We start from the raw sequence: 15,951 nt of genomic DNA on the forward strand, positions 1-15,951 counted from the left end.
AGGAATAATAATGAAAGACGTATTAGCACTACAACAATTAAACGAAGGTACAGATGTACAACCAGAATGGACAACAGTTACGTGGACAGTAACAGGATTTATGTCAACAGTAAGTAACCACTGCTAAAAATAGAGTGGAATCCAAATAGATCAGAAGTACAAATAAGAGGAGGAAGAATAATGAAAGACGTATTAGCATTACAACAATTAAACGAAGGTACAGATGTACAACCAGAATGGACGACAGTTACATGGACAGTAACAGGATTTATATCAACAGTAAGTAACCACTGCTAAAAATAGATTGGAATCCAAATAGATCAGAAGTACAAATAAGAGGAGGGATAATAATGAAAGACGTATTAGCATTACAACAATTAAACGAAGGTACAGATGTACAACCAGAATGGCCAACGGCTTCATGGACAGTAACAGGATTTATGTCAACAGTAAGTAACACTTGCTGAAATAAGTTTTTTGTTTGTGACTATTGAAACGATATTGATCTTGCAATTTTGTTGAAATTAGGAAAGGGACGAATGGACGTGTGTTCTATTTGTTCTTTTCCTAATAAACTATGTGGAGGAATAAACATGGAATATGTTTTAGAGATTAAAGATTTAAAAAAATCATATCCTACTTCTAATTTTGAATTAAAGAAACTCTCGTTTTCAGTACCATATGGTTCTATTGTAGGATTTATTGGTGAAAATGGTGCAGGGAAAACTACGACAATGAGGACAATACTTGGTGGATTACAGAAGGACGCCGGTTCTATAAAGTTTTTTGGAGAAGAAATGGATACTGCTATAATAAAGATGCGAGAAAATATCGGTGTTGTATTCGATGATTTTAATTTTTCGGGTAATTTAAGTGTAAATCAATTATCAAAAGTTATGAAAAATATTTATAATCAATGGAATCAAGAAGTGTTTTTGCATTATATTAATGTCTTTTCATTGCCTAAAGGACAAAAAGTAAAAAATTTTTCTCGTGGTATGTCAATGAAACTTTCTATAGCAGTAGCACTTGCACATGACCCAAAACTGTTAATTTTAGATGAAGCTACATCTGGATTAGATCCAGTAGTTAGAGAAGAGATATTAAATGTATTTTTGGAATTTGTAAAAGATAGAAAACATGCTATTTTACTCTCTTCTCACATTATAAGTGATATTCAAAAAGTTGCAGATTATCTTATCTTTATAAAAAGAGGAGAGATTATTTTAAGGGTAGATAAAGAAGATTTATTACATAACTATGCTATTTTCACGTGTACTGAAAATGAATTACAAGAGCTGGATAAGTCTAGTATTGTAGCGTATCAAAAAATAGGAGAACACGTTGAGGTACTTGTTTCAAATAAACACAATAGTCCTAGGGGAATAATTCCAAATGATGTTTCGATTGAGAATATTACAATGTTATTATTGAAAGGAGAAAAAGGATGAAGGGACTTATTTTAAATAATTTTTATTCTGTGAGAGAGAGTATTGCCCTTTCACTACTCCTTGCAATTGTAAGTAATGTGGTTTTGGTTTTATCAGGAAATGCAACAGCGTTAAAAATGGCATTTTATTTGCCAATGGCATTGATAACAGTAAGTGCATTTGAAGTTTTAAAGCAGGATAATTTGTCTGGATGGGATAAGTTTGAATTTATTCTTCCGGTTGAAAGAAAAGAAATTATAAGAAGTAAATATATAACATTTCTGTTATTATTAATAATAAGTATTCTAGTGACTGCTGGGGTATTTATGTTAAATTCATTGTTTGTGAAAATTTCTGGTGAGTTAATTTTAATTAGTGTGCTTCGTGGGATGGGATTGGTACTTTGTTTAGCTTCTACTATATATTCGTTGACTTATATATTTGGAGGAGATAAATCAGAGTTAATACGTATAATTAGTATAATTTTTGCTTTTGCGATGTTTGGGCTTGTTTCTCTTATGCAAAAAATGATGATGGGAGAAGTGGAAGGTTTTGATAGAATTTTTTCAGTGAACTTCTTGCTGGTATCTTGTTTTATTTTTATCATTTCATATTTCATTTCAATAAGTGCATATAAAAGAAAAGAATTATAAAAAGGTTTTATAAATTTTATACAGGTAATGAGTGTTTCAATTTTTATTACAGAAAGAGAATGAGAAAATATTGATGATAGAAAAATTTGCTACTAATCTATTTCAACGGTTAGTGAATACCTCTGATTTACAATATGATCGTATTAAATATCTTAAATGTAAGTATGCAATGGAATTTTTAGTATTAAATATATCTAAATTGTTTATAGTATACATATTTGCATATACTTTAGGGATAATGTTAGAGGTTGTTGTTTTTCATATTTCTTTCATGAGTATCAGAATCTATGCTTTTGGAGCTCATGCAAATAACAATCTTTATTGTACTATAATAACTGTAAGCTTATTTATAGGTGCACCATTGTTAATAAATCAAATTCTTATTATATCTAAATTAAGTTTAGCTCTATTGTTCTTGTTAAATTTTGTTATTATTTTTAAATATGCTCCAGCTTGTACAGGATATCAAATGTACGATGAAGATGAAAGGATATTACTTAGGAATAGAGCTATAAGAATTAATTTTTGTTTGGCTATGGTTAGTTTGTTATTACCCTCTTTATATTTTGGGAATTTAATTGGGGTGGGTGCATTTTTGGGAGCAGCAATGCTATTACCACTAACAAGTCATGTATTAAATGGAAAAAAAAGGGGAGTGGCATAAAACAGTGAAAAAACAAATGGTGGAGAAACAAACAACGCAAAAACTGTTAATAAATATGTTAGAAAAAGTAGGAGAATTTACTTTAAAAGGAAGATGTCTGGGGGTACTTTATGACCCTAAAATTCCGAAAGAATTGCAAAAAATGAAATAATCTCCATTTTATAGGTAGACTTGATGCTTTTGATAGAGATATAATATACCTTATTTATTATAGTTAAGGTGGAAAGAAGTATGTCTACATTCGGTGTATTATTTGTACAGTTTTTAATAACGATTGTCTCATTAAAGATTATTTCTAATGTGAAAAAGAGGAATATTTTAGAGGGGATAGTTATTTTAGTAATTAGTTTGATTGGAGCTATTAGTTATATCGAAGGATTTATATATGCATCAATTATATTGATTTTATTTACATATTGTATGAGTTATTTTTACCAAAGAGAGATAATTCATTCTTTGATGTATGGTTCTTATGCACTAATAGTTGTACTGATTAGTGATCACATCTCTTCTTATCTAGATACGATTATTTTAGGATATCTCCCTAATATAGTTGAAGTGGAAGTTTGGATTCATTTATTATCCTGTGTCCTAATGGGGATTTTTATTTCAATTCTGGTGCAAAAGGTACTGCAGAAATTAAGTGGGATAAATATACAGTTAAAACTGTTTATGGCTTTCATTGGGGTTTCTACAGTTTTTGTTTATTATACTCTAATTTTCGCGGCAGCTTCTAAAGGCAATACTTTTGAATTAATTAGATTAAATCTATTTTTCTTTTTTATGTATTTATTTCTTTCTATTGTTACTGTCATTATATATTTTGCACATTTAAAGAAATTATTTCAGGAGAAGAGAAAAGAAGAGGAATATGATAGTTTGAAGAAGTATTTGAATGAAATAGAAATCCATTATCAAAACATGAGAAAATTTAAGCATGATTATCAAAACATCCTTTTATCTATTGAAATGTTTATTTTAGAGAAAGATATGCAAGGATTAAAAGGTTACTTTGAAGAAATTTTAAAGCCAACGTCTAAATATTTGGATGAGAATAATTTTAAATTAGAAAATTTAAGTAAGATTAAATTAAAAGAATTAAAGAGCATATTTGCTTCTAAGTTAATGCGGGCACAAGAGCTAGGTATTAATGCTAGATTTGAAGCAAATGCAGAAATTGAAAAACTTCCGATCGATTCATTTGCATTAATAACTTCTGTAGGTATTTTATTAGATAATGCAATTGAAGAAATAGAGTGTGTAGAATATGAATATAGTGAATTATTGACGGGTGTAATTAAGGATGGAGACAATGTTTCAATCATCATTCAAAATACATGCAGAGATAACACGCCAAGGCTACATTTGTTGAAAAAAATAGGGTTTTCAACAAAAGGTGAGGGAAGGGGCTTAGGTTTAAATAATCTTCAGGAATTGCTAGCACCTTTGACCAATGTTACTACTGAAACGACAAAAAAAAATAATTTATTTGTTCAAAAAATTCATATTCAATTGGAGGAGTAGTATATGCTTTTAGTATATATTTGTGAAGACGATCGTACTCAAAGAGAGTATATTGAAACGTGTGTGAAAAATTACATAATGATAGAGGAGCTAAATGCTAAATTAATTTTATCTACAGAAAATCCCTATGAAATTATTGAAAGTTTACAGGGAAAAACAGAGGGTACAAAGCTATATTTTATCGATGTGAATTTAAAAACAAATATGAATGGATTGGAATTAGCGGCTCAGATTAGAGATATAGATGCTACAGGGAAAATCGTGTTTATTACAACACATAGTGAATTGTCTTATATGACATTTACTTATAAAATTGAAGCGATGGATTATATAATTAAGGGAAATATAGGTGAAATGACTGGCAGAATTCGAGACTGTATAGCGGTAGCTTTAAAGCGTCATTTGAATGAAGATGGGGGAAAACAAAATCTATTTAGATATAAAGTAGGTAATACAATTCGAACTGTTCATTATTCTGATATATTCTTTTTCGAATCTTCTGTCACGCCTCATAAAATAATCATGCATCTAGAGGATACTTATATAGAGTTTTATGGAATTATTAAAGAGCTGGGAGAGTTAGGAGAAGAGTTTTGTAGATGTCATAAATCCTTTGTTGTAAATAAAAATAATATTAAATATCTAGACAAGACAAATAAGCAAGTAGTTATGAATAATGGTGAGACTTGTTTAGTTTCAATTAGAGGAATGAGGCATTTAAAATGAAGCGATGGATTATATAACATAGCTGAGTTATATAATCCTATATTATAAATAGATAAATAAACTTTTTCATCGAAAGAATATATAAGTATATCTACTTATAATCTTAATGTTTATGCACCTAAAAAATACTGAAAAATCAAAAATCGGAGGTTCAAATGAAAAAATCCATTTTTCTATTAAGCAAAGGTACTATAGGTACTTTATGTATTTTAATATTTATATATATGATATTTAACGTAAATGTTTATGCAGAAGCCACTAGTAAGGAATCTTTAATTATATTATTAGATGGTGATGTTAAAGAGACGGAAGAAAAAATAGAGAATAAATTTTCAAATGTAAAGGTACATCAAATTAAAGAAATTAACAGCTTAGTAGTAAAAGGAATTGATAAAGAACAATTGCCTGATATGAAGCAATATGTTAGTGAGGATTTAAAGATTCCCAGTAATAATATAGTAAATGATGTGGAATTAAGAATTAAAAGTTCAAAACCCATAAGTGAGGAGGAACAACATAGTTTTCAATTTTTGAAGGAAGAAGAAAAGGGGCCTTATGATAAATGGATGTGGGATATAAAACAAGTAACAAATAATTATAAAAGCCAATCAATTAATAAAGGATCTCATGATGTAAAGGTAGGAATTATTGACTCTGGGATTGATTTCAATCATCCAGATTTAAAAGGAAATATTATAAGTGCAGGAAAGTCTTTTGTCCCTAATGATGCTAGTACTAGTGATAATATTGGGCATGGAACAATGGTAGCGGGGACTATAGCTGCAAACGGGAAAATCCAAGGTGTTGGTCCAAGTATTGGGATTATACCATATAAAGTATTCAATCAAACAGGTGGTGATTCAAGTTGGACTATTGAAGCAATTATCCAAGCTACTAAAGATGGTGTGGATGTAATTAATTTAAGTTTAGGTACTTTTAAATCAATCAAAAACAAGGAAGATAGCAATCTTATCAGGGCTTATGAAAGAGCATTTAAATATGCAAAAGAAAATAACGTAGTTTTAGTAGCATCGTCAGGTAATGAAGGATTAGATATAAGCAATCCAAAAGAATTAGCAGAAAAACTTGGGAAACCTGATGACTTGTTAATACACTTGCCAGGTGGTAACAAAAACGTAATCACGGTTGCAGCAACTGATAAGGAGAATAAATTAGCGAGTTATTCCAATTTCGGAAGTGTTATTTCGATATCTGCCCCAGGTGGGGATTATGGTCCTGATTTCAAACAAAATAAAGTATATGATTTTAATAGTCTAGTGTTAGCGACCTATCCTACTTATTTTCCGCAAACAAAACTAAGTAAGAGTATTGGTATTGAACCAGGATATGAATTCATGTTAGGAACAAGTTTGGCTGCTCCGAAAGTAACAGCTACGATTGCTGTAATGAAAGACGAATATTTCAAAAAATTCGGACGAGAAATGTCCAATGAGGAAGTTGAAAGTACTTTGTATAGGAATGCAGATAAAACTAGCTATTACGATGAAAATGTTTCAGGAAAAGGTATTGTAAATCTGTATAATGCTTTAGTAGATATAAAATCTAGATAATTGGTATTGTGGTAAAAATTCTGCACTACATCGATAACTTAGATGCAAAAATGAACATGATGGACCGCACATTAGGACGCACAAAACCAGGCGAATACACTGAGCGTGTCTTTGCACTTGATAATCGTTCGTTCTATAAACCGACGTTCCATAATTAATAGTGTGAATCAAATTGCCTCATTAAGTGTTAAAAGCTTAGTGGGGCTGTTTTTTATAAAAAATGAAATGAAATAGTTAAAAAGATAGTACAGGATTTTCAGCTATTGAATACGCTAGAAAATTCCCATATAGATCAAGTTTAATTGAAAGGATGGAAAAATATGAATCAAAAAGAGCCAATTGAATTTATTGAAAAAGCTGGGGCCTGTATTGTTTCAAAAAATATAATAAATGAAACAGGAAAATTGAAATGGATATTGAGAGAGCAATCAATAGATACGGTAGATAATGGTTGGAGATTTTTTTCAGAAATTGATGATGATGATTACATTAATAATCCTGATAATTTAGTAGTATGTGATTTTAATACTGTAGCAAATATTGAACCCGCTATTCTGGGAATATACGAACTACCAATAGGTAGTGATTTACAATTAGTTTCTGAAAATGGAAAAATAAGATTTGTTGATAATTTAACTGGTAAAGAAGTTTGATGAGGATACGAAAATCTAAAGACAACAAGGTAAAATGGTTCGAGGAGATGTAAATTTACCAAGTGTGAGTTCATTAAATATCTTCGAAAAGAATGTAAAATATTATAGTGAGCGAGGGATAAAGAGTAATATTAAGATATTTAATTCTAAGACAGAAGCATGTGAATACGTCTATACTAGTTTAATTGAGATGTTAAAAGGGATGGGTGTAATTTAAACCTGAAATAAAAGGGCATTTCCGTTTGGGGATGCCCTTTTATTTTATTAGCGTAATTGCACACACATAGGTTCTATTTGCAATTAAGCAGATTTTATTTTATATACACATTGTTATACTAATCTAAAATTTATGTATTTACATTTTTTTCTTTTTATCTCATAATTTTAATTATGGAGGAGATACACTATGGCAATCCATATAACAATGAATAAAGAATTTGAAGATGAAGAGATAGTTGTATATCAATATTATCCATCTGAATCACCAGAAAAAGTTGGGAAAATGTATTTTCATAAAAAAGAGGAAATGTTTTATGATTTAGAACCTGTTCCAGAAGAATCAATCGGAACAAGAAAGCATTACTTTAATTGTGCGATTTCTAGGATAGTAATATGCCTGAGAAATGGCGGAGAATTTTTGGACGAAATGACATATGGAGTATAGAACAACAAACAAAGATATAAAAAAACGACTCAAATAAAGAGACGTTTTTTTTTTTTTCATACTGTTACTAGGTTAGTAGACTTATACATAGACTTCATTTACAGTAACATCTTTACCCTGCCAAGAAGAGTATTATTGAAACGTAGATTATTAATCTATAAACCCTGTTGATTAATAATAGGAGGAAAAAATATGAAATACATGGCATATGTAGAAAAAATCGATGAGCTAATTGAAGAGGAAGTTACAATAAATATTAACGGTGTAGTGTTTACGGGATTCTCCACGGTTTGTTCATATAAAATTGAAGAAGGAAAAAATTATCCTGTTATTCTCGACATTACAGTTTTTGATGATATTGAAATAAATGAAGGAATAGATGGAGTGAAAAATTTAAAGAGAATTGATAATTCTTTCAAGTATCGTATTAGTGGAATATTAAATCCTGAGTTTATTGATGCAGGGATTATTATTACAGATGAAGATGAAATATTCCCGGAACACAGTGAATACTTTAACAAGTATGTTGAAATTGAAGTTGATAGAATCAATATTGAATTTGTAAAAGAAGGCTAGTCATTTTCCACAACTTCAAACTAGAAATCAGGAAATCATTTTCCTCGGACAACTCCAAACATGAAATTCAATATAAATAAAGGGGGCCTTATTTATGGCAATATGTTTATTAATGACTAAAGAATTTGAGAATGAAGAGATAGTTGTTTATCAATACTATCCTTCTGAATCACCCGCTAAAATAGGTAAGATGCACTATAATAAAAAGGAACGAATGTTTTATGACATAGAGCAAGCTCCAGTGGATTCATTAAATATGAGAGAACATTATTTTAATTGTGCGTGTATTAGGATTGTGCGATGTCTTAGAAAGAACGAGGAATTTCCAGATAGCATGGCATATCAAGCATAATGAAACGAACATAAAAAAAGCCACCCAACAGGAAGGATCTTATCTTACTTAACCTCATACCACCAACATCTACGATCAAGTATCTTTTCATTCCATTAAGTTGCCCACCAGGTGTTTCATAGGGTGAGAAAGCTCCTGATTTGATGATGTTTTGTTTTGCTGATGGCGTTGCAACTTTAATCTAGATTGACGGTTCTTCTCTCCACTAATGTTTTTTTATTTACTAAACCATTCTCTAGTCCAAAATGTTATGCAATAAAAAGTCTCGAATTTGAGATATTTTTCTTGCTTTTTAATCACTTGAGTTGTAAAGTGATAGTAACGAAAGCGATTGAGTCATATGAAAAACATACACTCAGTTGCTTTCGATTTAAAAAATAAAGTAACTTATTCAGTAAAAACTAAGATAAATTTACAAAAACATAATGAGAATAAATTAAAAAGCTAAGAAGCATATTATTTTTTAGTTATCACTTGACTAGTAAAACGAAACGGAGGAATAAACAATGTATGAAATTAAAGGGCATCATCACATTTCAATGGTTACAAAAAATGCGAGTGAGAATAACCATTTTTATAAAAACATACTTGGTTTACGCCGTGTGAAAATGACAGTAAACCAAGATGATCCGTCCATGTATCACTTATTTTACGGAGATAAAACAGGAAGTCCAGGTACAGAACTATCATTTTTTGAAATTCCTTTAGTAGGAAAAACGTACCGTGGTACGAATGCAATTACGCGAATCGGATTACTCGTTCCGTCAGAGGAAAGTTTACATTACTGGAAAGAACGATTTGAGAAATTTGATGTAAAACATAGTGAAATGACAACATATGCAAATCGTCCTGCTTTGCAATTTGAGGATGCGGAAGGTCTTCGTCTCGTCCTACTCGTTTCAAACGGAGAAAAAGTGGAGCACTGGGAAACTTGGGAGAAATCAGAAGTTCCTGCAAAGCATCAAATTCAAGGAATGGGTTCAGTGGAAATGACGGTGCGTAGACTTGATAAACTGGCGAGTACACTTACAGACATATTTGGTTATACAGAAGTTAGCCGAAGCGACGAAGAAGCGATTTTCCAATCTATTAAAGGAGAAGCCTTCGGAGAAATCGTTGTGAAATATTTGGATGGTCCTACTGAAAAGCCGGGCCGCGGTAGCATTCACCATTTAGCAATTCGTGTAAAAAACGATGCAGAGCTAGCTTACTGGGAAGAACAGGTAATAAAAAAAGGTTTCCATTCTTCAGGCATTATCGACCGTTTCTACTTTAAAAGCTTATACTTCCGCGAATCAAACGGAATCCTATTTGAAATTGCGACAGATGGACCAGGATTTACAGTTGATGGCGATGTAGAACATTTAGGAGAAAAACTTGATTTACCGCCGTTCTTAGAAGATCAGCGAGCAGAAATTGAAGCGAAATTAGCACCTATTGAAGAGAAGTAATAGAAGAGAAAATATAAAATTTAAAACCACTGGAGGAATATAAGATGAACCAATTAAAAGGAATTCACCACGTTACAGCAATTACAAGTAGTGCAGAAAAGAACTATGAGTTTTTCACTCACGTTTTAGGAATGCGTTTAGTTAAAAAAACAGTAAACCAAGATGATATTCAAACGTACCATTTATTCTTTGCAGATGATAAAGGTAGTGCAGGAACAGATATGACATTCTTTGACTTCCCAGGTATTCCAAAAGGAGTACACGGTACGAATGAAATTTCAAAAACTTCATTCCGAGTGCCAACTGATGTAGCGTTAGCATATTGGGTGAAACGTTTTGATCGTCTTGAAGTAGAACATACAGGAATTAAAGAGCAATTTGGTAAGAAAACTCTTTCTTTCGTTGACTTTGATGACCAACACTATCAATTAATCTCAGATGAACTTGATAACGGGATAGAATCAGGTACACCGTGGCAAAACGGACCAGTTCCATTAGAATATGCAATTACTGGCTTAGGACCTGTATTTATCCGCATTTCAAACTTTAGTTTCTTTAAAGAAGTGTTAGAAAAAGTTCTATTATTTAAAGAGATTGCGCAAGAAGGAGAATTCTATTTATTTGAAGTAAACGAAGGTGGAAATGGTGCTTCTGTTATTGTAGAACATAATACGGTTCTTCCAGAAGCAAGACAAGGTTTTGGTACAGTGCACCATGCTGCATTCCGCGTAGAAGATCGCGCTGTATTAGAAGAGTGGATTGAGAGAATCAGTAGCGTGGGGCTTCCTTCATCTGGATATGTAGATCGTCACTTCTTCGAGTCATTATACGCAAGAGTTGCACCACAAATTTTATTTGAATTTGCAACAGACGGCCCAGGGTTTATGGGAGATGAGCCATATGAAACACTTGGCGAAAAATTATCATTACCTCCGTTCCTAGAGCCAAAACGTGAAGAAATTGAAAAATTAGTGCGTCCAATTGATACAGTGAGAAGTACGAAGGAATTTATTAAAGAGTAACAATAGAGATAGTAAGTAGGAGAGCAAGTAGTTTTAGCTGATCGCTAGAACTGCTTGCTTTTTTATTTTCGCTTTATAAGTATTTTGCTAAAATGAATGTAAAACTGATGGAGGAATAGAATGACGAAAATTAATGGGTATACTTGTGGGTGCTGCGGTACATATCATGAAGAACTTCCAATAAGTTATGGGTACCAAGCTCCAGCTTATTATTATGATGCTGAACCTGAAGAGCGAGAAGCTAGGTTTGAGATGAGTGATGACTTATGTGTGATGGATGGAGAACATTTTTTCATTCGAGGAATTATTGAAATTCCTATCGTTGGTACAGATGAACACTTTCTATGGGGTGTATGGGTTTCATTAAGTGAAGCGAATTTTGAAAAGGTGAATGAATTTTGGGATAAACAAGAACTGTTAGAGCCGATGTTTGGGTGGCTTTCAACGGATTTACCATATGAGTTGGAAACAGTAAATTTAAAAACGGTGGTTCATCCAAGAGCCGATGGTATTCGTCCTTATATTGAGCTAGAGCCAACAGACCATCCTCTAGCTGTGGAATTTAGAGAAGGAATAACGATGGAACGGGTACAAGAAATAGCGGAACAACTGTGTGTAAATAACGAGGATGATAAGGAAGAGTGCTGATGTTTGTTCAGTGCTCTTTTTATTATATGGAATAAAATAATTGACTTACTTTTCGTTCGTAACTATAATGGTTACAAAACAACTATTACTAATGGCAGTGAGTAATATTTTTTTAATATAATTGTAACTAATTTAGTTACAATTAAAATTAATCATAAAACAACCAAAAAATGTAAAAACTTTAAATAGCAACAAGAGAAAGGAGACGGGAATGTTGAAACGGTTTAAGTTTTATTTGGTCAGCGGTATTGTACTCGTTTTGCTTATCGTATGTAACTTCGTTGATAAGCCGATTGCGAAGGTTGGAGAAGTGAAAGATACTGTTATGATGAAGCTGCATACGAAAGAGAGTATGGCGCAGATCGATGGGCAGACGATTTATTTTAAGCAAATTGGTGAGGGGAAACCGCCTTTACTTATGCTGCACGGGTTTGGTGGTTCATCTGATGGATTTAGTGATATTTATCCGGAACTTGTAAAGGAACATACGATTATCGCGGTTGATATTTTAGGGTTTGGGCGTTCTTCGAAGCCGGTTGATTTTCAGTATTCATTTCCTGCGCAAGTGAATTTATATTATAAGTTAATGAAGAAGCTCGGATATGATCAATTCGCAGTACTTGGTCATTCGATGGGCGGAGAGATGTCTCTGAATTTAGCGTATTTATATCCGGATGCAGTCACACATCTCGTTTTAGCGGATGCTACAGGGATAGAGTCTTTCCAGCAAAAAGAAAGTTATGAAGGACCGCCACTATCGACAGACTTACAAACTGTAACAGAGATTACAGATTATAATAAAAATGCGGTAAAAAATAGTCGCGACGATAAAGAGCATTATGATCAGCTGACGAAAATGAGAGAGCGCCGCATCGCGATGGAAGCCGAGAAAATTAAGGTACCGACTTTAATTATATGGGGACGAAACGATAAGAGCGTTCCTTGGAAAAATGGTGAACTGTATCATGAGCTATTTGCGAATAGTACGTTCCATATCATTGAAAAGGGATACCACGCACCGTTTCGCCAGGAACCAGTCGAATTTATGGAATATGTACAAGCGTTCTTCGCGAAGAATCCACAATAAATTTTAAGCATAAATCCACTTCTTTCCTCATACAGTGAAACTAATAAGGCTTGTCTAAGGAAAGGGATGAAGTTAAGTGGAAACTTTACCATGGTGGGTGTATCTTGTAATCGTCGGGATCGTATTAAGTGGCTACATGGTTTTATATACTTCGAAAAAAGAGCAAGAGATGGATAATGAGTTTATCGAAAAAGAAGGCGAAGTGTATATGAAGCGTTTAGAAGAAGAGCGCGAGAAACGTAATCAAAGTAGTGATAAGGATTCAGTATTGCTTTAATAGAAATTTTGAAAGGCTACCAACTAGTAGAAGTTTACACCTAGGTGGTAGTCTTTTTCTTTTTGGGAGCATGTATACGAAATTCATCATGAACTTTAATTGATGGTATTTATGTGTATTTTTCCTCATAAGAATGGAACTAGCGTGTTATTTACTGGGGGGGATTAACAATGCATAGGGATGAAACTTCATTACATCCTGATACAGGTGTTACATCTGTAATGTTTGTTGAGCGTTCATTAAATGAAATTCGTTTTTGGTCTAGAATCATGAAGGAGCATTCTCTTTTTCTTCGCTTAGGGTTTAGATGCGAGGATACGCAATTAATCGAAGAGGCGAATCAATTTTATCGATTGTTTGAACATATTGAACAAATAGCGCATTCCTACACAAATGAAACAGATCCTGAGCAAATAAAAAGATTTAATTCAGAAGTACAACAAGCCGCAACTAATATTTGGGGATTTAAACGAAAAATTTTAGGGTTGATTCTCACGTGTAAATTGCCAGGACAAAATAACTTTCCACTGTTAGTTGACCATACGAGTAGGGAAGCTGATTATTTTAGAAAACGTTTAATACAATTAAATGAAGGGAAATTAGATGCCCTTCCTGATGCTATTATTAAAGAAAATGTTTTCTTTTTGAGGATTATGGCAGACCATGCTAAATTTATTGGTCATCTTCTTGATCCATCAGAAAGAAAGCTTGTAGATACTGCACGGAATTTTAGCAATGATTTTGATGCATTAATGTATCAAGCAATTGACTTAGAATCTATGAAACCACAATCCCAAACGGTCCCTCTTTTAGATCAATTTTTAGATCAAAATCGTGTGTCGGTTGCATCTCTTCGGGATTTTAAGAAAACAGCACGTGATTTAATTGAGCAATGTAAAATAAAGAGTATCATTCATCCATTATTAGCAGACCATGTTTTCCGTGAAGCTGATAGATTTCTTGAAATCATTGATATGTATGATGTTCACCTTACAAATATTCAATCACAACCTAGATATTAGAAAAGATAAAGAAAGATAATATTTTACTTTCAGCTGAGAAGTTAACAATGTATTGTTAGCTTCTTTTCTTTTTGATGAAAATGAAATTTTACGTTATTCTTTCTGGAGAATGATAAGAAAGGATGGCGTATTTTTTATGCTTAATCTAGTCATCTGTTCATTGTATTATTGTTCGGGAAATTATTATCGGAGCATAGTATAGGAAAGCTACATATGAAATAGCTCCATTCCAACCTGTAACGCACAAGTTGCACAACCTACGCAACGACAACTCGCTTTACTCTTCATCAGTTATTTGCCCATACTAGACGTAGAGAGGTGATAAACACAGTATGATTTTTAGTGAACGTTTAAAAGAAGAACGAGAAAAACGAAATTGGTCACAACATGATTTGGCTGAAAAAATTCATGTAAGTAGGCAATCTGTCTCGAAATGGGAGACGGGAAAGAACTATCCGAGCATTGAAATTATTATTCATTTAAGCGATCTGTTCGGTATTACGATTGATGAACTGCTAAGGAGCGATGAAGAGTTGACGCAAAAAGTAATTGAAGATAGTAAACAGTTAGCGTATCCAAAATGGAAGGTGTTTTTCGATAGTCTATTCATGCTAGGAGTATTTTTGTTTCTTACAAAAATCGTTGTATGGATGTTAAATAAGTTTGCCGGAGCGAGCATTACATTTGTAGCAGACGCCCCGTATGTAATGAATTTTTTACCCCTCGTCTTAATGGTTGTAGGTGGCATGGCTTCTGATAAGTTGAAGAAAATATATAGATAGAAGAAATAATTCCCCGCACTAGCTGTTCTTTCTACTCAAATTGTGTACTATAAAGGATAGGATGACATAAAGAAGGGGACATTTAGAATGGAATTTCATGAACAGAAGATTTTGCCGGCAGTGAGGCAAATTAAAGATTTGGAGAAGTTGTTACATAGTTCGTATGAGTATATCGTTATTTTAGATATTCATGTCGGTCAATTGAAGAGTGTTATATCACTTGCGAAGCAATATTGTAAGAAGGTATTTTTACATGTGGATTTAATTCATGGTTTGCAGAGTGATGGACATGCGACGGAGTATTTATGCCAAGAGTTTAGACCGTACGGGTTACTTTCAACAAAGGCGAGCGTCATTATGAAGGCGAAGCAAAAGGGCGTTGTGGCAATTCAGCGTATCTTTTTAATCGATTCTAGCGCAATGGAGAAGAGTTGCAATCTGTTAGAAAAGACGAAGCCGGATTATATTGAGGTGCTTCCAGGGGCAATGACGGACATTATCGCTGAAGTGAAAGAGCGTACTGGTGTACCGATTTTGGCGGGCGGTTTTATTCGTACAGTTGATGATGTGGAGAAAGCGTTAAATGCTGGTGCGACAGCAATTACGACATCAAAACGCGAACTATGGAAACATTACCAAAAAAAGTGACGAAAATGTGAAAAAATTCTGTTGACACCGCTTTCATGAAAGGTTAACATTATAGACAAGTTAATAAACGTGACGGAGAAAAGAAGAGATCCACATTTCATTGTTTCTATATAAATTTATATAGAAGCGTGCAAAGCTGTGGGTCTTTTTCTTTTGACAAAAACGAATGGCCATTCATTTTACCTCTATCACATTTGGAAG

The 15,951-nt window shown here is 32.8% G+C and carries 22 protein-coding genes and 2 pseudogenes; 23 read left to right on the forward strand and 1 reads right to left on the reverse strand.

What is annotated here, in order from left to right:
* Positions 1–10 precede the first annotated feature (10 nt).
* The 15 genes and pseudogenes from FS742_RS27805 (at position 11) to FS742_RS15100 (ending at position 8,813) form a co-directional block, all read left to right on the forward strand.
* The gene (locus FS742_RS27805; RefSeq protein WP_222124844.1) at positions 11–127 is read left to right on the forward strand and encodes a class III lanthipeptide; all 117 of its coding nucleotides are present in this window, start codon (positions 11–13) and stop codon (positions 125–127) included.
* Between the two features lie 53 nt (positions 128–180).
* Positions 181–297, forward strand: a complete 117-nt coding sequence (locus FS742_RS27810; protein WP_222124845.1) for a class III lanthipeptide — start codon at positions 181–183, stop codon at positions 295–297.
* Positions 298–350: 53 nt separating this feature from the next.
* Positions 351–467 carry a class III lanthipeptide gene (locus FS742_RS27815; RefSeq protein ID WP_222124846.1) on the forward strand — a complete coding sequence of 39 codons (117 nt, stop codon included), beginning with the start codon at positions 351–353 and terminating at the stop codon, positions 465–467.
* Positions 468–593: 126 nt separating this feature from the next.
* Positions 594–1,451, forward strand: coding sequence for an ABC transporter ATP-binding protein (locus tag FS742_RS15040; RefSeq protein WP_144613307.1), 858 nt, complete (start codon positions 594–596; stop codon positions 1,449–1,451).
* Positions 1,448–2,083, forward strand: coding sequence for an ABC-2 transporter permease (locus tag FS742_RS15045; protein ID WP_144613309.1), 636 nt, complete (start codon positions 1,448–1,450; stop codon positions 2,081–2,083). The genes FS742_RS15040 and FS742_RS15045 overlap by 4 nt, the downstream gene beginning before the upstream one ends.
* 73 nt (positions 2,084–2,156) lie before the next feature.
* Positions 2,157–2,747, forward strand: coding sequence for an accessory gene regulator B family protein (locus tag FS742_RS15050; protein WP_144613311.1), 591 nt, complete (start codon positions 2,157–2,159; stop codon positions 2,745–2,747).
* A gap of 4 nt (positions 2,748–2,751) precedes the next feature.
* The gene (locus FS742_RS15055) at positions 2,752–2,898 is read left to right on the forward strand and encodes a cyclic lactone autoinducer peptide (protein WP_186327178.1); all 147 of its coding nucleotides are present in this window, start codon (positions 2,752–2,754) and stop codon (positions 2,896–2,898) included.
* 80 nt (positions 2,899–2,978) lie between these two features.
* Entirely contained in the window at positions 2,979–4,271 is a 1,293-nt protein-coding gene (locus FS742_RS15060; protein ID WP_144613315.1) for a sensor histidine kinase, read from the forward strand.
* A gap of 3 nt (positions 4,272–4,274) precedes the next feature.
* Positions 4,275–4,997, forward strand: coding sequence for a LytR/AlgR family response regulator transcription factor (locus FS742_RS15065; protein WP_144613317.1), 723 nt, complete (start codon positions 4,275–4,277; stop codon positions 4,995–4,997).
* 155 nt (positions 4,998–5,152) lie between these two features.
* The gene (locus FS742_RS15070; protein WP_144613318.1) at positions 5,153–6,568 is read left to right on the forward strand and encodes a S8 family serine peptidase; all 1,416 of its coding nucleotides are present in this window, start codon (positions 5,153–5,155) and stop codon (positions 6,566–6,568) included.
* A 14-nt stretch (positions 6,569–6,582) separates the two neighbouring features.
* Positions 6,583–6,726 (forward strand): annotated as a pseudogene (locus tag FS742_RS15075) (3'-5' exonuclease); the annotation flags it as partial.
* Positions 6,727–6,888: 162 nt separating this feature from the next.
* Positions 6,889–7,221 (forward strand): DUF2185 domain-containing protein, encoded by a 333-nt coding sequence (locus FS742_RS15080; protein WP_144613320.1) that lies wholly within the window; start codon positions 6,889–6,891, stop codon positions 7,219–7,221.
* 406 nt (positions 7,222–7,627) lie between these two features.
* Positions 7,628–7,885 (forward strand): hypothetical protein, encoded by a 258-nt coding sequence (locus FS742_RS15090; protein ID WP_071737263.1) that lies wholly within the window; start codon positions 7,628–7,630, stop codon positions 7,883–7,885.
* Between the two features lie 192 nt (positions 7,886–8,077).
* The gene (locus FS742_RS15095) at positions 8,078–8,461 is read left to right on the forward strand and encodes a hypothetical protein (RefSeq protein ID WP_097845255.1); all 384 of its coding nucleotides are present in this window, start codon (positions 8,078–8,080) and stop codon (positions 8,459–8,461) included.
* Positions 8,462–8,555: 94 nt separating this feature from the next.
* Entirely contained in the window at positions 8,556–8,813 is a 258-nt protein-coding gene (locus FS742_RS15100) for a hypothetical protein (RefSeq protein ID WP_000952063.1), read from the forward strand.
* Between the two features lie 44 nt (positions 8,814–8,857).
* Here the strand turns inward: FS742_RS15100 and FS742_RS28210 are convergent.
* Positions 8,858–8,982: pseudogene (locus tag FS742_RS28210) on the reverse strand (N-acetylmuramoyl-L-alanine amidase C-terminal domain-containing protein); the annotation flags it as partial.
* A 337-nt stretch (positions 8,983–9,319) separates the two neighbouring features.
* Here FS742_RS28210 and FS742_RS15110 point away from each other — a divergent pair.
* From FS742_RS15110 to glpP, 8 genes are all read left to right on the forward strand, one after another.
* A complete protein-coding gene (locus FS742_RS15110; protein WP_144613324.1) occupies positions 9,320–10,264 on the forward strand; it encodes a ring-cleaving dioxygenase in 945 nt (314 codons plus the stop codon).
* 44 nt (positions 10,265–10,308) lie between these two features.
* Entirely contained in the window at positions 10,309–11,286 is a 978-nt protein-coding gene (locus FS742_RS15115; protein WP_144613325.1) for a ring-cleaving dioxygenase, read from the forward strand.
* Positions 11,287–11,406: 120 nt separating this feature from the next.
* A complete protein-coding gene (locus FS742_RS15120) occupies positions 11,407–11,934 on the forward strand; it encodes a DUF2199 domain-containing protein (protein WP_144613327.1) in 528 nt (175 codons plus the stop codon).
* 214 nt (positions 11,935–12,148) lie between these two features.
* Positions 12,149–13,021 carry an alpha/beta fold hydrolase gene (locus FS742_RS15130; RefSeq protein WP_144613891.1) on the forward strand — a complete coding sequence of 291 codons (873 nt, stop codon included), beginning with the start codon at positions 12,149–12,151 and terminating at the stop codon, positions 13,019–13,021.
* 76 nt (positions 13,022–13,097) lie between these two features.
* Positions 13,098–13,298 (forward strand): sporulation YhaL family protein, encoded by a 201-nt coding sequence (locus tag FS742_RS15135; protein WP_000449230.1) that lies wholly within the window; start codon positions 13,098–13,100, stop codon positions 13,296–13,298.
* A gap of 170 nt (positions 13,299–13,468) precedes the next feature.
* Complete coding sequence (locus FS742_RS15140) at positions 13,469–14,320, forward strand: DUF2935 domain-containing protein (RefSeq protein WP_144613329.1); 852 nt, start codon at positions 13,469–13,471, stop codon at positions 14,318–14,320.
* Between the two features lie 332 nt (positions 14,321–14,652).
* Positions 14,653–15,102, forward strand: coding sequence for a helix-turn-helix domain-containing protein (locus FS742_RS15145; RefSeq protein ID WP_144613331.1), 450 nt, complete (start codon positions 14,653–14,655; stop codon positions 15,100–15,102).
* Positions 15,103–15,189: 87 nt separating this feature from the next.
* Positions 15,190–15,750, forward strand: a complete 561-nt coding sequence (gene glpP, locus FS742_RS15150; RefSeq protein WP_060629825.1) for a glycerol uptake operon antiterminator GlpP — start codon at positions 15,190–15,192, stop codon at positions 15,748–15,750.
* Positions 15,751–15,951 lie beyond the last annotated feature (201 nt).

The sequence above is a fragment of the Bacillus cereus genome, assembly GCF_007678085.1.
Classification (GTDB): Bacteria; Bacillota; Bacilli; order Bacillales; family Bacillaceae_G; genus Bacillus_A; species Bacillus_A cereus_BE.